The 22366-nt window shown below is 46.8% G+C and carries 16 protein-coding genes, 1 tRNA gene and 6 pseudogenes; 18 read left to right on the forward strand and 5 right to left on the reverse strand.

Going from position 1 to position 22366, the window contains the following annotated elements:
- Positions 1-172: 172 nt before the first annotated feature.
- From cpcE to MiSe_RS28670, 3 genes are all read left to right on the forward strand, one after another.
- Positions 173-1012, forward strand: a complete 840-nt coding sequence (gene cpcE / locus MiSe_RS28660) for a C-phycocyanin alpha-cysteine-84 phycocyanobilin lyase subunit CpcE (RefSeq protein WP_226586896.1) — start codon at positions 173-175, stop codon at positions 1010-1012.
- 97 nt (positions 1013-1109) lie between these two features.
- A complete protein-coding gene (gene cpcF, locus MiSe_RS54045) occupies positions 1110-1934 on the forward strand; it encodes a C-phycocyanin alpha-cysteine-84 phycocyanobilin lyase subunit CpcF (RefSeq protein WP_444980564.1) in 825 nt (274 codons plus the stop codon).
- Positions 1935-2180: 246 nt separating this feature from the next.
- Entirely contained in the window at positions 2181-4349 is a 2169-nt protein-coding gene (locus MiSe_RS28670) for an FG-GAP repeat protein (RefSeq protein ID WP_226586898.1), read from the forward strand.
- Between the two features lie 10 nt (positions 4350-4359).
- Here MiSe_RS28670 and psb29 read toward each other — a convergent pair whose 3' ends face one another.
- From psb29 to MiSe_RS28685, 3 genes and pseudogenes are all read right to left on the reverse strand, one after another.
- On the reverse strand, positions 4360-5088 hold the full coding sequence (gene psb29 / locus MiSe_RS28675) for a photosystem II biogenesis protein Psp29 (protein ID WP_226586900.1): 729 nt from the start codon (positions 5086-5088) through the stop codon (positions 4360-4362).
- Positions 5089-5837: 749 nt separating this feature from the next.
- A pseudogene (locus tag MiSe_RS28680) lies at positions 5838-6557 on the reverse strand (RtcB family protein); the annotation flags it as partial.
- Positions 6558-6798: 241 nt separating this feature from the next.
- A pseudogene (locus tag MiSe_RS28685) lies at positions 6799-7791 on the reverse strand (Hint domain-containing protein); the annotation flags it as partial.
- A 206-nt stretch (positions 7792-7997) separates the two neighbouring features.
- On the opposite strand from MiSe_RS28685, the gene MiSe_RS28690 reads away from it, so the two are divergent.
- The 11 genes and pseudogenes from MiSe_RS28690 to MiSe_RS28740 all read left to right on the forward strand — a co-directional run.
- Positions 7998-8870 (forward strand): class I SAM-dependent methyltransferase, encoded by an 873-nt coding sequence (locus MiSe_RS28690; RefSeq protein ID WP_226586902.1) that lies wholly within the window; start codon positions 7998-8000, stop codon positions 8868-8870.
- 9 nt (positions 8871-8879) lie between these two features.
- Positions 8880-9608, forward strand: a complete 729-nt coding sequence (locus MiSe_RS28695) for an HAD family hydrolase (protein ID WP_226586904.1) — start codon at positions 8880-8882, stop codon at positions 9606-9608.
- 49 nt (positions 9609-9657) lie between these two features.
- A tRNA-Ala gene (locus MiSe_RS28700) sits at positions 9658-9730 on the forward strand.
- A 151-nt stretch (positions 9731-9881) separates the two neighbouring features.
- Positions 9882-10112 (forward strand): annotated as a pseudogene (locus MiSe_RS28705) (type I restriction enzyme endonuclease domain-containing protein); the annotation flags it as partial.
- A gap of 595 nt (positions 10113-10707) precedes the next feature.
- The gene (locus MiSe_RS28710; RefSeq protein ID WP_226586905.1) at positions 10708-10959 is read left to right on the forward strand and encodes a hypothetical protein; all 252 of its coding nucleotides are present in this window, start codon (positions 10708-10710) and stop codon (positions 10957-10959) included.
- Between the two features lie 51 nt (positions 10960-11010).
- Positions 11011-11946: an SDR family oxidoreductase gene (locus MiSe_RS28715; RefSeq protein WP_444980565.1), complete on the forward strand. Its 936-nt coding sequence runs from the start codon at positions 11011-11013 to the stop codon at positions 11944-11946.
- Positions 11947-12037: 91 nt separating this feature from the next.
- Positions 12038-13233: pseudogene (locus MiSe_RS28720) on the forward strand (zinc-dependent alcohol dehydrogenase).
- Between the two features lie 275 nt (positions 13234-13508).
- On the forward strand, positions 13509-13880 hold the full coding sequence (locus tag MiSe_RS28725) for a hypothetical protein (RefSeq protein ID WP_226586907.1): 372 nt from the start codon (positions 13509-13511) through the stop codon (positions 13878-13880).
- A gap of 39 nt (positions 13881-13919) precedes the next feature.
- On the forward strand, positions 13920-14102 hold the full coding sequence (locus tag MiSe_RS28730) for a hypothetical protein (RefSeq protein ID WP_226586908.1): 183 nt from the start codon (positions 13920-13922) through the stop codon (positions 14100-14102).
- A 520-nt stretch (positions 14103-14622) separates the two neighbouring features.
- Positions 14623-15494, forward strand: a pseudogene (locus MiSe_RS28735) (phytoene desaturase family protein); the annotation flags it as partial.
- A 161-nt stretch (positions 15495-15655) separates the two neighbouring features.
- A pseudogene (locus tag MiSe_RS28740) lies at positions 15656-16459 on the forward strand (phytoene desaturase family protein); the annotation flags it as partial.
- A 129-nt stretch (positions 16460-16588) separates the two neighbouring features.
- Here the strand turns inward: MiSe_RS28740 and MiSe_RS28745 are convergent.
- Positions 16589-17389, reverse strand: a complete 801-nt coding sequence (locus MiSe_RS28745) for an alpha/beta fold hydrolase (protein WP_226586909.1) — start codon at positions 17387-17389, stop codon at positions 16589-16591.
- Between the two features lie 172 nt (positions 17390-17561).
- On the opposite strand from MiSe_RS28745, the gene MiSe_RS28750 reads away from it, so the two are divergent.
- Positions 17562-17822 (forward strand): hypothetical protein, encoded by a 261-nt coding sequence (locus MiSe_RS28750; RefSeq protein ID WP_226586910.1) that lies wholly within the window; start codon positions 17562-17564, stop codon positions 17820-17822.
- A gap of 2 nt (positions 17823-17824) precedes the next feature.
- Here MiSe_RS28750 and MiSe_RS28755 read toward each other — a convergent pair whose 3' ends face one another.
- Positions 17825-18304, reverse strand: a complete 480-nt coding sequence (locus MiSe_RS28755; RefSeq protein WP_226586912.1) for a DUF2243 domain-containing protein — start codon at positions 18302-18304, stop codon at positions 17825-17827.
- 462 nt (positions 18305-18766) lie between these two features.
- On the opposite strand from MiSe_RS28755, the gene MiSe_RS28760 reads away from it, so the two are divergent.
- The 3 genes from MiSe_RS28760 to MiSe_RS28770 all read left to right on the forward strand — a co-directional run bounded on the left by MiSe_RS28760 (position 18767) and on the right by MiSe_RS28770 (position 22347).
- Positions 18767-19450, forward strand: coding sequence for an SRPBCC family protein (locus MiSe_RS28760; protein WP_226586913.1), 684 nt, complete (start codon positions 18767-18769; stop codon positions 19448-19450).
- A 129-nt stretch (positions 19451-19579) separates the two neighbouring features.
- On the forward strand, positions 19580-21586 hold the full coding sequence (locus tag MiSe_RS28765) for a hypothetical protein (RefSeq protein ID WP_226586914.1): 2007 nt from the start codon (positions 19580-19582) through the stop codon (positions 21584-21586).
- Between the two features lie 194 nt (positions 21587-21780).
- On the forward strand, positions 21781-22347 hold the full coding sequence (locus MiSe_RS28770; RefSeq protein ID WP_226586915.1) for an NUDIX domain-containing protein: 567 nt from the start codon (positions 21781-21783) through the stop codon (positions 22345-22347).
- Positions 22348-22366: the final 19 nt, after the last annotated feature.

Here is a 22366-nt window from a genome sequence, read left to right on the forward strand (position 1 = left end):
GCCTCCGGTGTTAGGGAGGCTCTGCCTCCGGTGTTAGGGAGGCTCTGCCTCCGGTGTTAGGGAGGCTCTGCCTCCGGTGTTAGGGAGGCTCTGCCTCCGGTGTTAGGGAGGCTCTGCCTCCGGTGTTAGGGAGGCTCTGCCTCCGGTGTTTGCAGCTTGCCCGGAGAATAAAATGTCTGAGTTGGAAAATCTGGAAGCATTTGAAGCGGATGCATCGGGAAATGGTGAGTCTTTAACCGTCCTTGCAGCGATCGCCAATTTAACCGGCACGGATCGCGGTCAGCGGTATTATGCTGCCTGGTGGCTGGGTCGATTTCGCGTCCGGACTCCGGAAGCCGTCGATGCTTTAATTGCTACCCTGTCGGATGAAAGCGATCTTACCCCCGATGGCGGCTACCCACTGCGGCGCAATTCTGCCAGGGCGCTGGGTAAATTGGGAGATGCACGCGCAGTTCCAGCATTAATCGAATGTTTGGACTGCACAGATTTTTACGTGCGAGAAGCGGCGGCGCAGTCGTTGGGAATGTTGGGCGATCGCGCAGCCGTGCCAAAATTAATCCAACTGCTGGATGGGGGACTAGAAGCTGCACAACCAATTCCAGGCTGTCCCCACTTGGCACAACCCTACGATGCCATCTTGGAAGCCTTGGGGGCATTGGAAGCAGCAGAAGCATTTTCGCGGATTGAGCCGTTCTTGAAGCATCCAACGGCAGTGGTTCAGTATTCCGCCGCAAGGGCGCTGTATCAATTAACGCAAGATAACCTGTATGGCGATCGCTTGATAGAAGCATTGGCAAACGATAAACTGCAACTGCGTCGCTCGGCGCTAACGGATTTGGGAGCGATTGGGTATTTGCCAGCAGCGGAAGCGATCGCTCAAACTCACGCCGAAAACAGCCTCAAATTGATTGCGCTCAAAGGACTCTTAGAACATCAAATCGATCGCTCTCCTTTCGATCGATTATCCGAGGGCGCTATCCGGGTGATGGCGTTAATGGACGATCTGCTGTAGCACCGGCTGGTTTAAAATTTGAAGAAGATCTTAAAAAATTCAGGCGGCTAGAACCTTCAACCTTCAGCCGCCCAACATTTAAAATCATTCAAAATTTATGACCGTTAACCAAGCCCAAGTCCTCATCCGTGCCGTTGAACAGGCTGATTCCTCAACTCGATTATTAGAAGCTGTCCAGCAACTGTCAGCCGCCTGTCTAACAGCAGCAATTCCCACCCTGATTGCGGCACTTGGTTACAACAATCCAGGGGCAGCCGTAGCCGCTGTGGATGGGCTGATTCAGATCGGGGAACCAGCGGTAGTGCCGTTGCTGGAACTGTTGGATGGCTATAACTACGGAGCCAGAGCTTGGGCAATTCGGGCGCTCGCCGGAATAGGCGATCCACGGGGATTGGAAATGTTGCTCGATGCGGCAAAAAATGACTTTGCCCTCAGCGTCCGACGGGCAGCCGCCAGGGGATTGGGTAAAATACGTTGGGAAGAATTACCAACCGAGCAAGTCCAACCCGCCCAGGAGAGGGCGCTAGAAGCCCTGCTGCAAGTGTCCCAAGATCCGGAATGGGTGGTGCGCTATGCAGCAGTAACCGGGTTGCAGGAATTAGCCAAGTTTCTCACCCTCTCCCACATCGATTCCGCACTGCAAATCCTGGCACATTTCGATCGCCGCGTAGAAGACGAGGACAATCTGGCTGTCATCGCCCGGATTTGGCTGGCGCAGAAAGAAATTCGGGATTATACCACAGAGATACTGGAAAGTCAACCTGCTGAAATTGTTAGCAACCTGGTGAGCGCGCTCGACTTTGATTGGCAAGCAACCTTAGAAAAGCTATATGCTCGCAAGCGTCGGGAAGAACCCCTGCAAGAGGGAGATCCGCGCAAGTTTCGCGAGTTGGCGGCGGCGATTTCTCGCGCGATCGCTTAGCTTCAAGCCCTCCATTGCACAATTGAAACATCAGCTTAATTGCGCCGTATTTCATCCCAGAACGAACATGTCTGGGATGAAATAGCTTTTATTGAAAATTGTAACTCTATCCCAAGAATCATTAAAGAATATCAATAGGTTAGTGGGGTAGGAAGTTATGATTAAATTAGCCCCAGTCAGGTTTTTGTAGTAAGTCGGCTGTCTAAAAAAAAGACTATACAAAACTTGATTTAGGGTAAAAAACTTATGAAAGCCAATCTATTTGACGCCGCTTACTACAGAGCCGTCAATCCGGATTTGGTGGCAGCCGGACTGAAAACAGACAGGCAATTATTTGCCCATTTTAAGAACTTTGGAATCAACCAAGGGCGAGCTTTCTCACCGTTTGTAAACCTGAAATATTATCGCGAGAGTAACCCAGATTTAATCGCAGCAGGACTGAAAACAAATTTTCAACTTTACGAGCATCTACAGAAGACAGGGCTAGCAGAAGGACGGAGGTTTTCGCCTTGGGTGGATTTAGACTTTTATCTGGCAGCTAACCCAGATTTAGAGCGAGCTTTTAAAGGCGATCGCATTCAAGCTTTTGAGCATCTGCAACAGTTTGGTCTAGCCGAAGGACGGCACTTCTCGCCTTGGGTGGATGTAGACTTTTATCTGGCGGCTAACCCAGATTTAAATGCCAGGTTGAAGGGCGATCGCGCAAAAGCTTTTGAGCATCTGCAAAGGTTTGGTCTAGGCGAAGGGCGTCGGTTCTCGCCAGTGGTGGATTTAGACTTTTATCTGGGGGATAACCCGGATCTGTTGCAGGCTTTTGGGAGCGATCGCCAACGCAGTTTCGAGCATTTGCAAACCATAGGCATTGACGAAGGACGGCGATTTTCTCTCACCTTCGAGCCAACTTACTATCGGCAGGTCAATCCCGACTTAGCTGCGGCTAATTTAAATAACAGACAGCTGCTGCAACACTTCCAACTGTATGGCCTAGATGAAGGACGCTCTGCTTCAGAATTTTTCGATCTGCCTTTCTACCGCAAGATTAACCCGGATTTAGTCGCAGCAGGTTTAAATAACAGAGAACTATTCCAACACTTTGTTCTAACTCGTCAAACCGAACCTCAGCGTTGGCCTTTCGATGGTTTTTCTGCTGTAGCCTATCTGGATGTTAACCCCGATGTGAAACAAGCGGTAGAAAGGGGATCTGTTAGTTCCGCTTTTGAACACTATTTCAATAGTGGTGCTGCTGAAGGTCGCCCGATCAGAATTATCCCAAACCCAGAGCCAGATGGCATCATCGGCGGTCGTAAAATGTCCGGTCGGGGTTATGACTGGTTTGGCACTTCAGTAGCGATGCTGGGTAATAACATACTCGTCGGATCGCCCGGTAACGACACCCGCTCCTATCAATACTATAAAGAGCAATTCCAAAACTTCTACAGTCCTGACTTTGATCTGAGCGGTTTCGATGCTGGGGCAGCGTACCTATTCAACGGCACCACGGGCACGCTTCTACAAACTTTCCAGAATCCCGATCCAACAAGAGGTTACTTTGGCTCAAAGGTGGCAACAGCGGGCAACAACGTTTTGATTGGAGGGGCAGAAGCTGTTTACTTGTTCGACAGCGTCACGGGAAATCACTTGCAGACTTTCCTGTCCCCTACTCGAGTAGAATATGACCGATTCGGCTCAAGCATGACAGCAGCGGGCAATAGTGTCCTGATTGGAGCGCCTAGTAAAAACACGAGTGCCTATAGTGCGGGAGCTGCCTACCTGTTCGACAGCGTGACGGGAAATCTCCTGCAAACCTTTAACAATCCCACTCCCGCACCAGAGGACTACTTCGGCTCCTCAGTAGCAGCAGTGGGCAACAACGTCCTGATTGCAGCCCCTGGTGACGACGCGGGGGCTAACGACGCGGGTGTCGCCTACCTGTTCGATGGGGTGACGGGGAATCTGCTGCAAACTTTCAACAACCCCACTGCCGCAGAAAACGATCGATTTGGCACTGCTGTGGCGATGGTGGGCAACAAAGTCCTGATGGCAGCCCCTGGTGACGACGCGGGGGCTAACGACGCGGGTGTCGCCTACCTGTTTGATGGGGTGACGGGGAATCTGCTGCAAACTTTTAACAACCCCACTGCCGCAGAAGGCGACTACTTCGGCTCCTCAGTAGCAGCAGCTGGCAACAAAGTCCTAATTGCAGCCCCTGGTGACGATACAGCTGGTTTTCACGCTGGGGCAGCTTACTTGTTCGATGCTACTACTGGTGCCCTGTTGCAAACGCTAACTTTGCAAAACCCAACTGGATATAATTTCGGCTCCTCCCTGGCATTGATTGGGAACCATGCCGCGATCGGAGCCTCCTACGAAACAGTAGGTGGCTTCTATGGTGCTGGCGCAGTCTACCTGTTCTAGCTGGCAGCTACTAACTCCCAGGCGTGTCGGTGGGTTCTTTTTGACCACCGGGGGGAGCAACTACCACACCTTTATCAGCGGCACGTTGCTCGCGTTTTTTGCGCTCGGCTTTGAGCATATCTTCCATCAGCAGACGCGCCTGAGCCATTTTGTCTAAATTGCTGCGGTAAAGCTCGAGGTCTTTTTGCATTTTATCTGCTGGCAGGTGCAACCCCGTACCGATTTTGTTGAGCGCCTCATTCAGCAGCTTGGTATCTTTTACCAGATCGGGGTCGGCTTGTTCTAGCAGAGTGTACAAGCCAACGGCAAACAAACGGCTGTATTTAAATTTAGGATTGCTGGCGATCGCTGGCAAATGTTTCTCTAGGTCGCCATCTCCTAAAGCAGCCGATTGGCTCAACCCGGCAATTATATCAGCCCCCCGTTGACGTGAAGCCATTTCAAGAAGCCGTTGGGCATCCTGGCGATATTGTTGCGGTTCGTACCCCACAGCCTGACACAGGGCATCAAACATCCTATCTTTATCCGCTTCTGGTCGATAGCCTTGCATGAAGCGCTCAAATGTCGTCACTACACCCAGCGCGTAGATTGGGTCGTACTGAAAGTCAACATTAACCGAGAGCAAGTGCATCTCTACCATCAATTCCTCTACCACCCGCCGGTAGATCGAATTGATCGGACGAGTGTGAAGGCTGTAGAAAGATCGCTTGGTATCTGAGACAGTGCGGACGTTATTCACAGAAAGAATTTTATGCTGGTTTAATTTTTATTGTCGCGTTTAAGAGTCCCTTTGCCAAGGCGATTCCGTTTGAGACAAGATCGCCTTGACAAAGGGAGATATTCCTCTCGCTTTTGCCGATCGGGTAAAATGCTCAACTTCAATGTGATGATTTACCCCCAGGTTTTGATGCCGCGAATTTTGGCAAAATCGCCTCAATTATAGACGGCAAGCGATCTTGAGCCGTTGATCGCATAATCAGGACTTACGCTCGTGCCCCGAACAGCGGTAGCCGTTTGGATCGAGTTGCGCGTACGCATCAACAAAGCCGTCGCCTAAATCTTTTTTGGCGCTACCAAGCCAACTATGGGATCTTCCGATTCTCGCTGCCAATTGCTTGCCGTGGATCCTACCATGGGGTGTCCCAGTGTCCTTAGCCTCTTTGCGTCAGAGCCTCCTCTTCAAGGTGCGCCTCCCCTACAAAAAATCGTTGGTTTGGAACAGATCAAGGTCGAAAAAGGGTTTCTGGCCTCGTCCTGCGTAAGTCCTGTTGCTGCCAGAAGTCTTGCAGCAGCTGGACGAATTTGTTGCTCAAACTTTGGGTTGATATCATGTCCGCGAGAGATCAGTTGTGTATAGTTGATTGTGCGAAAAAGCGTTTTTTCTCCCCCATCCCCTTTGCTCCCCCATCCCCTTTGCTCTCCAAACGCAACCGATGCAACCGGACACGATATGAGTTAGTTTCTCCCCTGATTTGAACCAGTCGCAATTCATCCTTTTACACAAACAACCTGCTTCAAAGTTGCTTCAACTTCGACTAAATCCGATTGATTTTTCATCACCTCGTCTATCGGCTTATAAGCAGCGGGAATTTCATCGATAATACCCGGATCTTTGCGGCATTCTACACCCTTAGTTTGCTCGATCAGATCGTCAAGCGTATAGACATTTTTCGCCCGCGCGCGAGACATCAACCTGCCCGATCCATGAGCGCAACTGCAATAGCTTTCCGTACAACCTTTCCCTTTGACGATGTAAGATTTTGCCCCCATCGAACCGGGAATAATGCCGTAATCTTCAGTTTGCGCCCTCACTGCACCTTTGCGAGTAACGTACACTTGTTCCCCGAAATGTACTTCTTTTTCCGCATAATTGTGATGGCAATTCACCGAGATTAAAGGCTTAGTTTTCTTCCCACCTGCGAGATGCTTTTCGATGATTCGCACAAAGCGTTCCATCATGACATCGCGATTATAACGCGCGTAATTTTGTGCCCATTGTAAATCGTGCCAATAGGAGCGAAATTCAGGCGTTCCGGCAATAAAGTAAGCTAAATCTGGATCTGGCAACCGATTGGATGCCATTTTCGCTAATTCCTTAGCTGTACCAATATGGCACTGGGCGAGCATATTTCCAATGTTACGCGAACCAGAGTGTAGCATGAGCCAAACAGCGTCTTCTGTATCGAGACAAACTTCTATAAAGTGATTCAATTTGTTACTGATTGCTTAGCTTTTTGTGCAATCGACCAAGTCATTTCTGCTTGGTTCTATACCTTCGGAGTTCGGTATAGTTCGGAGCACACCTTCATCCTAACCTAATTAGGATGCCCAAGTCCCTCTGCTCTCTACGGGGCGTTTTACCGCTTCCCTCGGTATTAGCATCTCAGCCTTCACCGATTTGGACGAGTTTTGATTACTGTATTACTACAGTAAGGGGCAATCTTTTACCCCCGCCGAGAGAACCCATTTGTTTCATCGCTTTACCTTGCAAGTCTTGCACCCCTGGATGTAGTTCCTTGAAATCGCCCCATTTTTGCCAGTTAGTAACTGTTTTTTCTACCTCCTTATTTTCGGTGAAGCCAGTCGGAATTGCTGCTTCAATATCTAGGCGAATTTTCTTCAGCTTGCCTTCTAATTGAGCAGCCTTAAATGGGGTTTTAATTGCCATCATGCCGCAATTGTGAACGAAGACACCAGCTTGCAGCGCGAAGTTGTTGTATCCCGGCACTGTTAGGCAGTATACGTCTTGTTTTTCTTCCATAGGAATAACGTTTACTACTTTGTGGTTGTCATGTGCCAGATGGTTCAACTTGCAGCTTTTCTGCTGTATTTGGGAGCGATCGCCTATCAACTCCGCTCTCTCCCACTCACCTGAATCTGGTTGCTGAATTAATGTATAACCATCTTTATCCATTTTAGAATAAAACGGCATCAAAGATGTCCCTGGTTGCAGGTTTTGCGCTGCTTCATAACTGCTATCGCGCCGCATAAATTGATGATCTGGCGTACAGATGATTTCCTCATCGTTATCCAAAATCACTTTGACTAATGGCGCATTTTTTCGGGTCAACTTCGCGGTTGCTTGAGCAGCTACGATTCTTCCGGTTGGAGTACATGCGTAAACAATAAACTCCTCATAACGTGCAGCCAATTCTCGAATTCGATAAGATTTACCATCAACTAGGGGAACTAAAGTATCTCCAACAAAACAACCGATATCCACACCCACAGCAGCCGGAATAATTGCATCTTTCGTGGCAATTACAGAACCCACTAATGCACCTTTTCCTAAGTGAACGTCTGGCATCAACGCCACGTGTTTGAACACAAATGGCAAGGATGCTACGTTCTTTGCCATTTTGGTTTCTTCTGCGCCAAGGGCGTGGTTCGCCCAAGACAATACCGGGGCTGGTGTTGAAATTTCTAGCTTTTCGTAGGGCATAACCGTTTGTTTTCTATCACAGTACTGACGCTGCAATCAATTATATACTACAAATAGTACAAAAGCAATTCCAGACTGTAAAGCGTTGAATGCATCAGTCAGGAAAATTGATTAAACTTTGTGAATGGGGGAAGCCTGGTTGAAAGCTGCCCTATCGTGGGATATAGGATGGGGACTCTTGTCCTTACTAATAACGGGAAATTCTTATGGCAGTTGGGAAAGATACAATTTGGGAACGGTTCTTAGCGCCAGTGGTGCGGCTATTGATCGATGAGAAGGCGTTGCAGCAGTTCTATGAGAGTATTGATTGGGAGAAAGAAAGCTCGCGCATCCGCAATCCGACTCTCACGTACCCTTCCTACTACAGCAGCCAAAATTTCCACGGTATCGAACGGGGATATCTCAACCCAGGCGCTGCGGTATCCTACGATCCGGTTACCCAGTACGCCCTACCACCCAACGAAACCTGGGTGCGCCAAGGCTTAATCGACGCCATCGGGGGACAACCGCGACGCATATTAGACTTAGGATGCGGTACGGGTTCGACCACGCTACTGTTAAAACAAGCCTTTCCCCAAGCAGAAGTCATCGGTTTGGACTTATCGCCATACATGCTGGTAACGGCTGAATATAAAGCCAAAAAAGCCCAACTCGATATCCAATGGCGTCACGGTAATGCGGAGGAAACTGGGTTACCCAATGCTGCGTTTGATGTGGTGACGGCTGCGTTATTATTCCACGAAACGCCACCAGCGGTAACTAAGGCAATTCTGCGCGAGTGTTTCCGACTACTCGTTGCGGGGGGACAAGTTTTGATTTTGGACGGAAATCACAAAACTCTGCGCTTAGTGGATTGGCTAAATGATATTTTTGAAGAACCTGACATAAAGGATTATGCGGCGGGTAGCGTCGATGCCTGGATGGGGGCGGCGGGATTTGAGGCTGTTTGCACCCACGATGTGTGGGGACTGCATCAACTCACCCAAGGAATCAAACCCATTCCCGGACAAGCAACTTCAGCTGCGTCTTCTAGTTACATCCCATTTGAGTCTGAGGGTTTTGCTGCCCCAGCTTTTTAGCAGATAGGCATGGCGTTAAAGGCGGTTTTATTCGATTTCAACGGTGTCATTATCAAGGATGAGCCGATCCACGAGCAGCTGATCGAACAGCTTCTGATGGAGGCGAATCTGCGACCTAAACGGGGAGAGTTTCGGCAATATTGTTTGGGTAGGAGCGATCGCGCCTGTCTCAAAGATATCCTACTCCGTCGCGGTCGGTTCGTCTCGGATGCCGTCCTCAACGGATTAATCGCCCGCAAAACTCAAGCCTACCTAAGTCTGTTACAGACAATGGCGCAATTACCCATCTCTCCGGGCTTAGAAGATTTTATTTTAAAGCTAAAAGCGGCTAATCTTAAACTCGCGGTCGTCACCGGCGCTCTGCGTGCGGAATTAGAAATAGTATTGAATCGCAATAATCTTGCTCAGTATTTTTCAGTAAGCGTGACGGCGGACGACCTAATGGTTAGCAAGCCCGATCCCGATGGTTATCTGCTGGCAGTCGAGCGGCTGAATCAAATGCATCCCGCTCTCAACTTGCAACCGTCCGAGTGTTTGGTAATAGAAGATACCCAAGTCGGGATTACAGCGGCGAAGCGTGCGGGGATGGATGTGGTTGGGATAGCAAATACTTACCCGTTTCACATGCTGCAACGTCAAGCTAACTGGACGGTAGATTATTTTTCGGATCTGGAATTAGACCGGATACAGGAAGTTTATTCCCGCCACGATCCGCAGCCCAGCGTTACTGAGTGCTAGAATACAGAATGCCAGTCAGTTGATTTTAGATTAAATCTAAATTCGGCAAGGGGGATTAGCTCAGTTGGTAGAGCGCTGCGATCGCACCGCAGAGGTCAGGGATTCGAGTTCCCTATCCTCCATAGGTTTTGCGGAAACTAAAGTCTACTAAAAGTCTACTAATCGATTTACTTAATACTTATCGAAATAAAGCTGTCATGGTGCGTTACGCTATCGCTAACGCACCCTACATAAGATAGAAAATCGCTGGCCATTTCTGGCAACTTTAATGGTATAGATATCTTCAGCACCGCCAAACTCGAAAAACCCGAACTTTCCATCCTCTCTGGCGAGTTCTTACAAGAAGTACCAGGTATTCCCCAAAAGAACTTAGCACTGGAAGTGCTGCGAAAACTGCTCAATGATGAAATCAAAGCGCGATCGCGTCGTAATGTCGTACAGTCGCGCAGCTGCTCGGAAATGCTGGAAAACAGCATCCGCCGCTACCAGAATCCCTCGAGGGAAATTTTGGTACAAAGGTACTAATTACTTAACCTTACTATACTCACTTTTCTAAAAAATGACACTCAATTTGTTATGGCAAATAAAAAGTTTAGATAGGACTTACGCAGGTCGAGGCCATCACCAAAGTTTCTGAGTCAATCTCTCCTTGCCAAACCAAGGATTTTTGGGAGAAACTTTGGTGATTTGCCTAAGTCCTGTTAGAATTAAGCGCTTTTGCAAAAACGACAGATAAAGTATTATTGTTTTAAATATATAAAAATAATTTGTTAAAGCCGAGGGGTGAGCTAATTTGAGTTTAAACAGCTACAATACTTACTGCGTAAGCATTGCAGCGATTTTAGCGTCAACGACATTAATGTGTTAAGACGACAAATAATTTGTTAATCAACACCTACTCTGGCAAAAAGCATAGGACCGACATCCAGGGGCTGCTTACTTTCTCTTTCTTCCGATAGAAGTTAGAGTAAACAGCAATCGTTAATGTAACTAATGAAGACAACTAAACCAATCTTCCATAGCTCCCGACTTTAAACTGTCCGGGAAACCCTTCGCCATTCCAGGCGATAAAAACCGGCTAGTTGTGAAGCAAAAATAAATGAAGAACCAGTATGATTTTTGCGACGAATATACTTTAGCAGAAACAGCCGAAAACCTGGCTAAAAAAGCTGTGAAGTTAGGATTTATCCAGAGTTTTGTCGTACGGGTTTTTGCCGATAGCTGGCAATTTTACATTCCCAAGGAAAACGAATCCGAACCCCTGACGCCAGAACAAGCATACCTATATCTGAAAAGATTAGTGGAACAGGCTAGTCAGGAAGCTAAGGTCGGCGCTAATTCTAAAAATTAGAAAATTGCCAAAAATCGCGACAAAAGTTAAGGTTTTGGAGAACTATTGATGATGGAATTAAAACCGATCGATCGGCAGGTTGTTGCAGTCGTTGGAGCATCCAGCGGCATCGGGCGCGCAACAGCTTTTGAGTTTGCCACTAGAGGTGCAAAAGTAGTCGTTGCTGCTCGCAACGAACAAGGATTGAAATCGTTGGTAGAGGAGATTCAAAGCATTGGCGGCGAAGCGGTGGCAGTTGTTGCGGATGTGGCGAATTTCGAGCAAGTAAATGCGATCGCCGACAAGGCCATCCATGCATACGGGGGACTCGATACCTGGGTACACTGCGCCGCTACCGGCGTCCTCGCCATGTTCGACCAGATCACCCCAGAAGAATTTCAGCGCGTTATCGATGTCAACTTGATGGGGCAAGTATACGGCGCAAAGGCAGCACTACCTTATCTCAAACAAGAAGGACGCGGCGCATTAATCTGTATTTCCTCAATGGAAGGTACGCGCAGTTTGCCGCTGCAAAGCCCCTATTCCGCCGCCAAACATGCTTTAGAAGGCTTTCTCGAATCTTTGCGCGTCGAACTGATGCACGAAAAAATTCCTATTAGCGTTACGACCATACGCCCTGCGGTAATTAACACCCCCTACTACAACAAAGTTCGCACCAAACTAGGCGTTAAACCTACAGGAATACCGCCCTATTATGACCCCAGATTGGTTACCGATGCTATCCTCTACGCCGCCGAACATCCAATTCGCGATTTTATCGTTGGAGATGTGGGCAGAATATTGGATGCATTACAACGAGTTTCGCCGCCACTCGTGGATAATTTGTTACTGCTAATCAGTTTTGCGGGACAGCGAACAAACGAGCCAAAATCCGAAGATGCGCCCGATAATTTATGCGAGCCAATTGATGGATACAACCGCATTTATGGTGATTTTGGTAAATTAGTAATACCTTTGTCAGATTGGTTGGCTAAGCTAGTACCGTAAAACCACAAAAAAACCTGGTTTATCTATACTAAAAAACCCGGTTTATGGCTATAAACTAATACCGTAAAACCAATCAAAAAAGGAGAAAAAAATGAAAGCAGTTTGCTGGCACGGTGCGAAGGATGTGCGGGTTGAAACAGTAGCCGATCCAACAATTATCAACCCGCGAGATGCCATTTAAAAAATCACATCGGCAACGATTTGCGGTTCGGATTTGCATATTTACGACGGCTACATTCCCACCATGAAAAAAGGTGACATTATCGGTCACGAATTTATGGGAGAAGTCGTCGAAATTGGCAGGGAAGTCAAGCAGTTAAAGAAAGGCGATATGCCTCCGGCACGCTGCGCGAACGCGTGGTTGTTTCTTCGATTATCGGCTGCGGTCAATGCTGGTTTTGTCAGCAACAAATGTGGTCGCTGTGCGATAACTCCAACCCCAACGCCTGGATGCAAGATAAAATTTACGGCTTTGGCACATCGGGCATTTTCGGCTACTCCCATGCCTTTGGCGGCTATGCAGGTGCTTTCGCCGACTACGTGCGCGTACCGTTTGCCGACTACGGTGCAATCAAAGTTCCCGAAGGCATTCCCGACGAAAAATTGCTGCCTATTTCCGATGCTTTTCCTACGGGTTACATGGGGGCAGAAATGTGCGATATTCAACCCGGAGATATCGTAGCAGTTTGGGGTGCAGGCCCGGTGGGATTATTCGCGATGAAAAGCGCTTACATGTTAGGTGCAGAACGAGTTATCGCCATCGACCGAGTTCCAGAACGCCTGCAAATGGCTAAAGAATTCGCCCATGCAGAAACAATTAATTACGAAGAAATTGATGCAGGCGAAGCACTTAAAGAAATGACCGGCGGACGCGGGCCAGATGCCTGCATTGATGCCGTAGGATTAGAAGCACACGGCATGGGTTTAGAAGGATTTTACGACGAAGCAAAACAGGCGGTAAGATTAGAAACCGATCGCCCTACAGTACTGCGACAAATGATGGTAGCTTGTCGCAAAGGCGGCACTCTTTCTATCATGGGTGTTTACAGTGGCTTTGTAGACAAAATCCCGATGGGTGCAGCTTTTAATAAAGGCTTGACCTTCAAAATGGGGCAGTTCGGTCAGAAATACATGGCGATGTTGCTGGGTCGAGTTTTAGAAGGTGAAATCGATCCATCCCAAGTTTTTACCCATCGCTTATCCCTAGACGAAACGAAACACGGCTTTGAAATTTTTAAGCACAAAAAAGACAACTGCATCAAAGTGCTGTTGAAACCAGGCTTGTAGTAACCCTGAAGCGGTAATGGGTAATGGGTAATGGGTAATGGGTAATTGTCAAGAGTAAGCGCGGGTTTTACCTGCCATCACCTTTGTTTCTGTGCAAAATTGTTGAGCCAGGAAAGAGATCGTGGTCGAAACAAAGGTGATGGTATCGTTAAAGTAGCCCCTACTGCCAATGAATCCAATTACCAATTACCAATTAGCAATTACCAATTACCAATTACCGCTGTCACAACTATTAACTAGCAATTTGAGTTACTTACCAAAATGAGGAAAAATCTATGAATCGAATAATTTCCTGGTTACAAAGCGTTCTAGCCCGCGCAATTTTAACTACAGTTATCGTAGGAACTGCGTTTTTAATCAATGTTGCTCTTGGCTTTGGGAATCCTTTGCCAGCTCATGCTTTACCCTTGCTAACAATTGACAGCAGTTCTTACGCCGTCGATCCCGGTAAGCAGCGGCTACCGACTTATGCCAAAGCTGATGGAAATCAAAAACCAGACCTAATTGAAAATTCCAGAGACCAACTCAAAAGTGCGGCTGATAACATCAAAGAAAAGCTCAATCTCGCTCAACCTATGCCTGAGAGTACGAAAGAATTTTTAAATGGGGATAAAGACAAAACCGATTTGGGTATCAAGGGTAAATAAAAGTTAGAATATCAGGGTGCTAAAACTGTGAGGGGAAACATGAAAGCCGAACCGAATGCTGAAGTTGATAAAACGGTAACGATTGACAAATTGCTGGCAGATATTTACCAATTTATCGAAGAACTTGAGCAGCAAGTCAAAAACAATACCTATCCGCTAAAACAACAAGTGACCCAGGTTGGTAACATAGCTTCATCCCGCGATCGCATTGTCAGCGATTGATTACTCCCTTCGCTAGGTAAGAATAACTATTTAAGAAACCGCGAAGACGCGTTAGCGTTCGCGCAGCGGCGCGGATGCGCTCAGCGATTCAAGCGTAGCGAATTAGGACACGAAGAAGGAAGAAGAAAGAAGTAGATAGTCTTCTACCGCGAAGGGAGTAAGAAAGAGGACTAAAGCTGCGAAACTAAATATGGCGGGATGGTGCCGTACTCTCGCAAGATCGTGGGATGGTGCCGTACTCTCGGCTAACGCACCCTACAGATAGAGTTTAAAGTAAGTGTGTGTTAATCAATACAAATTTACTTAAATTTTATATTCCATCTTGGGTTAGAAGTTAAATAAACAAGTGAAGGTTAATGTTTTGACAGAAGCGGTGTTTTTGTTACTACGCAAATCACCTTTGTTTCTCTGAAAAATTGTCGCTAGGTCCCGTAGATATCTACAGATAAACCCGGTTTCTAGGAGTGACAAGCTTGCCAGAAACCCTCAACAGAAAAAACCGAACGCTGGAGCTGCAAAAATGGAAGTTTACGACGTTGTAATAATTGGTGCAGGACACAATGCGCTAGTTTGTGCTGCTTACCTACTAAAGGCTGGCTATAGAGTTTTATTATTAGAAAAACGGGCAATTCCTGGGGTGGTTCAACAACAGAAGAAAGCTGGCCAGAAGCAGATCCTGGCTTGAAATTTAACCCGGGCGCTATCGACCACATATTTATTCACTAGGGACCAGTTGTTCAAGAACTGGAGCTAAACAAATACGGGTTGGAATATCTTTTCTATGACCCCACCGTTTTTTGTCCCCATCCGGATGGGAAATATTTCCTCGGTTACCGTTCGGTTGAGCAAACTTGCGCTGAAATTGCCCGGTATAGTCCCAGAGATGCGCGTAAATACGCTGAATTTATAGACTTTTGGCAGCGGGTTTTGGGGATGCTGATTCCCATGTTCAACGCGCCGCCAAAATCGTTAATTGATATATCGAGAAATTTTGACTGGGCAAAGCTTAAAGACCTTTTTTCTTTGATGGGTCCCCCCGATAAAATATTGGACTTGGTGCGGACAATGTTCACCAGTCCGATGGATTTATTAGATGAAGAATTTGTCAAAGCTCCTTTGGCGCGTCAAGCATCGGAACTCAGTTTACCTCCTGCTCAAAAAACGGGTGCGGTTGGTTCTATTATGATGGCAATGCGTCACAATCCTGGCGCTGCTAGACCAAGGGGCGGCACTGGTGCATTGACGCAGGCATTGGTGAGGTTAGTTATGAGTCAAGGCGGAGTCATCCTCACCGAACAACAAGTTAAAAAAGTTTTGGTAGATAATAATCGAGCGGTGGGGGTTCGACTGGCGAATGGTAAGGAATATCGAGCAAAGTGCGGTGTGATTTCTAGTAACTCAAGTTGCTAGTTATCTCTCTGGGAGCGGCTAATGGCTAATGGCGTTCCCAGGCAGGAGCTGTGGTCACAAGGCTAATGTCAGTAAAAATCCTATATTAGCAATTAGCAATTAGCAATTAGCAACGCCAAAGTTTATAACTAGCAACTTGCGTTAGTATTGATGCTAAGCGTTTGTTTTTACAATTAATCGATGAAAGCGATGTGGATGGGGCAGATCCAAAGTTGCGCGATCGCATCTCTCGTCGCATCGTTAATCATAACGAAAGCATCCTCAAAATTGACTGCGCTTTATCCGAACTTCCTCACTTTGTACATCACAATCATAAAGACGAATATCTCACCGGCGCTATTTTAATTGCGGACTCGGTTGACCATGTAGAATTAGCTCACACCGATCCAGACATTGGCAGAATTCCCGACGATCCCTCTATGTTTGCCGTCGTGCCTACAGTAGTATATCCGACGCTAGCACCCGAAGGCAAGCATACGCTGTGGAGCGAATTTTTTGCCCCCTATCAAATTAAAGGTGCAGAAGGTACGGGATTAAACGGTACGGGTTGGACCGACGAATTAAAGCACAAAGTAGCAGATAAAGTTTTGGATAAATTGGCAGATTATGCACCGAATCTCAAAAAATATATCATTGCCCGTCATGTAGAAAGTCCTGCCGAACTCGCAGACCGTTTAGGTTTCCTGAAAGGCAATTACTATCATCTCGATATGACATTCGATCAGATGATGTTCTTCCGCCCCTTGCCCGAATTAGCCAACTATAAAACCCCGATTGAAAATTTATTTTTTACCGGGGCGGGAACTCATCCAGGCGGGTCAATTTCCGGAATGCCGGGGCGCAATTGCGCTCGCGTTTTCTGGCAAACTCAGCACCCAATTGCTCAGAAGTTCGCTGATGCTGGCAATGCCCTCAAATCAACGGCAAAATCTGTCTTCGGCACTTAGAAAAAGCGGGTTGGTGCGGTACTGGTAATGGCGTTCCCAGGCAGAATTACGACCTGTGGGGGCAATTAGCAATTACCAATTAGCAATTAGCAATTAGCAATTCCCAATTACCCCTGTCACAACTATTAACTAGCAACTTGAGTTACTAACTGAGTCCCGCTCAATTTCATCAATAAAATCCGATACAATAGCCGTAAATTTTTCGGGAAAAAACAGGAGCCATTCGTGGTATACTCCATCCACAACTAGCAGTTTGGCACCTTTTATACCTTGGGAAAACTCTTGAGCAAATGTAAGAGGCGTCAGCAGATCGTTTGCTCCCCACAAAACTAAACAGGGAGATTCAATTTTGGGCAAAATGAGTCTGATATCTTTTTCTATTGCCACCCATGCTGTTTGGATAACCTTGTCTGGGTTGAACAAGCTGTTATACAGCAAACTTTTAAACATCTCAAGCACAGGATCAATCTTCATTTGCCCCATTTGTGCGGGCATTTCAATTGCCCTTCGCAGCAATACCTCTGGAGGGGAACCCAGAGGAATACCCGTACTATCAACTATTGTGATACTGCGGACAAGCGACGGTTTTAAGGCTGCTAATGCTAGGGCTATAGCTCCTGCTATCGAATGTCCAATAACATGAACTTTTGGCAATTTTAAAATGTTGATAAAATCTATCATCACCTCAGCATAGTCGCTGTAATCTTGAACGCAGTCAGGAGCTTTTGATTTTCCAAAGCCTGGTAAATAAGGAGCGATAACTTGGTAACGCTGAGCTAAGCTATTTAAGCTGTCTTGATAAGGTTCAACGGCTACGCTCCAGCCATGTAAAAACAGTATGGGAGATGCAATCGAAGCTTTCCCACCTTGGAAATAAGAAATGCTGCAATCTTCCCAAGCAACTTGCTTTTCGATAAAGTCCCCTTTCATTTAACTCTCCTTTGTTACATGTTTCAATTTTTAAAACTAATATCATGTCCGTTTGCTTCGTTATCGCGGTGGGGGCGGGTTTATTTTAGCGATCTGTTGTATTCAAATACGATCGGTAAAACCCGCCCCTACACCAGGGAAAATATACAAGAGCGCTGCCCCCGGAATTGATATGATGGAAAACAAAATCATTCTACCTATGGAGAGAGTTACTGCTGAGATTGAACGTTCAAAATCTACATTAAATAATATAGAAGGTGCAATCATGTCTGCTTCAGAATCCGCCGTTGTTCTGCTGCTGCTGCTGTTGTTATTTCCTTTCTCAATCCGGCAAATGGGATCTGCCCTCGACCAAGAAGATATCGAAGGGTTTTATATCTGGACTTGCGTCGCTTCTTTTCTTGCTGGGTTGCCATTTATGACTACTTTTTAGGATTAGGTTGTGGCGTTCTGTTGTTGGGAGCGCAAGAAAATCCAGCCACTAGCTGCCAGCGCTACACCAAGGGCAAGAAAGCCGATATCCCATGCTAGCTGATTCGCGCCTGGTTTGACATGATGAATACCCAAAATTTGGTGATCGATTATACCTTCAATCAAGTTAAACGACCCTGCACCGATGAGCAATGACCCAACAAAAGTTTTTAAAGATAAGCGAGTGTTCTTATTAGACGCGGCGCGCCACAAGAATGTTACACCCGCTACAGTAAGCGCATAATCTAAAGCATGAAATAAGCCATCCCAAAAGGTGTTTACTTCAAAATTAGGCATGGGTGTGGCGGGTCGAACGCTGGTTAGCATATGATGCCATTGCAGGATTTGGTGCAAAACTATTCCATCAAAAAATCCGGCTGCGCCCATACCCAGCAGTATCCCAGCAACGAGCAAATTTCCCAGTTGATTGTGGTTTTTATCCATAAAGCGCTTGTGTGAACCAAGATAATTTTATCCAAAGATATTTTTGTTTTACAAGTACATTACCGTTTAATATTTATATAGCCCTCTACCAAGCGAGCGACTTTATGGTTAACCCGGTTGCCAGTCTCAAACCGGCAAAAAAATATAATGAATAAACCAAAATATTTGCATCTATCTAAAGTATGAAATACTCCCTTACCGCCAGAAGATAATCTATTTCTTCCTTCTTCCTTCTTCCTTCGTGACCTTCGCGTCTTCGCGGTTCAATAAATAGATATTCTTCCAGCGGGAAGCGAGTAAATAAAAAACCTAGTAAGCGCGACGCAGGATTTATCATGACAAGAAGGCTACAACCCTTGGCATGTACCTACAGACAGACGAGCAAAAAAATTAACAGATATAGATTGATGACAGTAGATTTATAACATTTGCGTTGCCCGCAGCACCCATGAGGATGAAAAAATGGAAACCACACAATCAGATATTGTCAAACGGGAAACGCCAAGCAATAAGGGCGATGCTGGCAACTGGGCTTCCTTAATTGGCGGTGGCGCACTCGTGCTTTATGGTTTATCGCAAAGATCTCTACGCGGTGCGCTAATGGCACTAGCTGGTGGGGGTTTAGTTTATCGCGGTGTGACTGCACAAAAAGAAGCAACCGATATCAACCAAACCATTAAAGTAGAAAAGACGGTAACGATTAACTCATCGCCAGAAGAACTATATCGCTTCTGGCACGACTTCGAGAACTTGCCCCGGTTTATGAAGCATCTTAAGTTCGTAAAGGTGTACGATGAGAAGCGATCCCATTGGATCGCCAACGCCCCTCTAGGCAATAGCGTCGAATGGGATGCAGAAATTATCAACGACCAAAAAAATCATTTAATTGCTTGGGCTTCCGTTGAAGGTGCAGATATTGATAACTCTGGTTTTGTGCGGTTTCAACCCGCACCGGCCCGACGCGGTACCGAAGTCAAAGTAGTGATAGAATATAACCCGCCGGGTGGCGCAATTGGCGCAACGGTTGCCAAACTTTTTGGCGAAGAACCAGAACAACAAATTGGAGATGACTTGCGCCGCTTCAAGCAAATAATCGAAGCAGGCGAAATTGCCACAACCGAAGGGCAACCCGTTGGCAGTCGTTAGGAAAATTGGGAATTGGGAATTGGGAATTGGGAATTGGTAATTGGTAATTGCATATAATAGAAGAGCCATTACCTATTAACCATTACCCATTACCCATTACCCAGCAATTAGCAATTCCCAAAAAAATCTATGAAACTGCGTCCGATTCTTATTTTGCTTGCCTTAATTGTTGTCATAGGATTCTTAGCTTACCAAGTTGAAATTGCCTTTTCCGTAACGCCAAGCGTTGGCAGTACTTTTACGCCATTGACCCAGGCGACACCGCAAGAAATCGGCTCGTTTGATGTGTTAGGCTACCCGATTAATAAACAGCAGGCGACGCGACTAAAAAAAACCGAAGAAGGACGCGCATTACTATTGCCTGAAAATGGGGCGGTGGAGGTGACGGAAGATTTACTGACTCTGGGGCGCAGGGCATTTTACGGGGAAACTTTTAAGAATGAAATCTTTCTAACGGATGTGGTGGGTGTCCTGGATGGCCCGATTAATCTTTGGAGTATGACGCGCGCGATCGCCAGCCTTGGCGGCAAGTCTACCACAAATTTGCAAGTTCCCCTCGATAAAGATATCACGATTGGCGGACGCACATTTAAAGCAGGCACGTTATTGAATACGGGATTAGACGTGGCAGCAGGTTTAGCTATTCCCCTGGGAATTCGTCCCACCATTCAGCACGGGAAAGTGCGAGTTGGCATTACCTGCGCCATGTGCCACGCCACGGTTGATAAAAAAAGCGGGCGCATTTTAGAAGGCGCACCAAATAACGATATCAACCCGGGTTTAGTACTGGCATTTGCCACTAATTCGGCGGCAATGTTTCGCCATACAAGTGTTAATCCCACCCAAATTCCGCCGGGAGATCGAACTTATATTGACGCCACAGGAAATGCATCTCGCTTACCAGATATTAAAACTTTAGAATCCGCCGTTGATGCACAATTTTTAACTTGGCCTCCGGGTAATTTCGATTCTACTGGAACTTTGGTAAATAATCCTTCCCAAAATCCATCTTCCTATACTTTTGATGCTTGGCCTTATGGTTGGAGCGGACATTCTGCGATTGGTTGGTTTCACGGACTGACAACGCTCAATAGCAACGTCCACGCTACCAACTCGGATGCTACCACTGGGGCAGATAGTAGTTTGCCAACCCTAGGCATCGATAAAGAAACTTATTTGGGCGTAATTTTGCAAAATGCAGCAAATCCCGCTTTTCGGTTGCCAGAAGCTGCAAAACCTTCTGAATTTTTTCAGAAAAACGATCCGACACCGGGTGAACCTGCACTCAACGAAGTGATTCGGATGCCCGGATATCCTAAAGGTTCGCCGTTTATGCTCGATGGGTTGATGGCAAATTCTCCCAGATTTCCGGTGGCAAAACAACTCAATGCCATGTCTGCTTGGCAGAATACTTTGGCACCGCCGCCCAATTTTTCTACCGATAGCGAGTCCGTCGAGCGAGGTGGGGCGGTGTTCTTTCGCGCCCGGTGCGTTGATTGTCACAGCGGACGCTATTTCACCAACCACGATGTCATCCCGCAAAATGAAATCGGTACGCAACCATCCCGCGCCCCTACCCTAGCAGCGATCGCGCGTTCTTTCACCTATCCGATGACCTATCCGAGTAGCGCCGTAGCGCCCGTACCCCCCAACGCGCCCGAATTACCCGTCCCGACGGAGATTACACCAAAGAAAGCGCAGCAACTTGCGTTTGGAATTAATAATCCGGCGGGAGGATATAAAGTACCCAGTTTGATCGGACTGCACGTAACTGCGCCTTATTTGCACGATGGTGGCGTGGCGGCGAGTGCGGAGGCGATTGAGATGGATGAGAGGAGCGATCGCTTCGTCGTCGCCAAATCCGACGAAATCGGTCTGGCAGGCACCTTGATGCGCGGGATATTACCCGATCCGGCGGCGAGTTTGCGCGTGTTGGTGGATCGGAAGTTGAGGAAAAGTGCGATCGCCAACAACCGCGCCAATCCCGATTTGCTTTTATCCAATGTAGACGGTAGCGGACACAACTATTGGGTTGACCCAGAAGCAGGTTTCACCACCTCGGATCAAACCGATTTAATCCAATTCCTGCTTTCCCTAGACGATAACCCAGAAGTGATTCCCACTTCACCGCGCTAAAAAATAGTAGCCACCAGTCGCACTAATTGAACAACTCGGTTATTAACCGAGTTCTTTTTTTAGATAACTTGGATTATTTTATAGCTAGTTTTTAATGAAATAATTAAAATGGTAAATGTATAATACAAAACTTTTTTAGTTTTGTTTTTACCGTTTAATTGAAGGAATTTCCCTCAACTATAGCAAGCCACCTTATGATGGAACAAAAGGACGGCGCTTGGACAATCCAAGAAACTTCTGATAAATACGACAACCCATATATAAACGTTCGAGAAGACCAAGTTGTTCAACCATATGGGCAGTCTGGCAGGTATGCCACCGTCGAGATGAAACCGGGGGTTGCTATTCTGCCACTAGATAACAACGGTATTGTATACCTGATTCAACAATTTCGCCATCCCCTGGGCAAAGAAAGTATCGAAGTCGTCTGCGGTGCAATTGAGCGGGATGAATCACCCGTTGAAGCAGCGCTACGCGAACTTTTAGAAGCACAAGGTATCCAAGCTGAAGAATGGATTGAACTGGGCGTCGTCGATGTAGATACTTCAATTGTCAACTGTCCCGCCCATTTATTTTTAGCCAAACAGTTAACATTTACCAAAACAAAAAGAGCGGGGACGGAAACGATAAAAACAGTCAAAGTTCCCTTAAATGTAGCCGGACAAATGGTAATGGATAGCGCTATTACCCACAGCATTAGCTGCGTTCTGATACTCAAAGCAATTAATGCCTTGCAAAAGAAACACGAGAACAATGATTAGCCGAAAAAAGCAATAATTC

The sequence above is a fragment of the Microseira wollei NIES-4236 genome (assembly GCF_020521235.1).
Taxonomy (GTDB): Bacteria; Cyanobacteriota; Cyanobacteriia; order Cyanobacteriales; family Aerosakkonemataceae; genus Microseira; species Microseira wollei.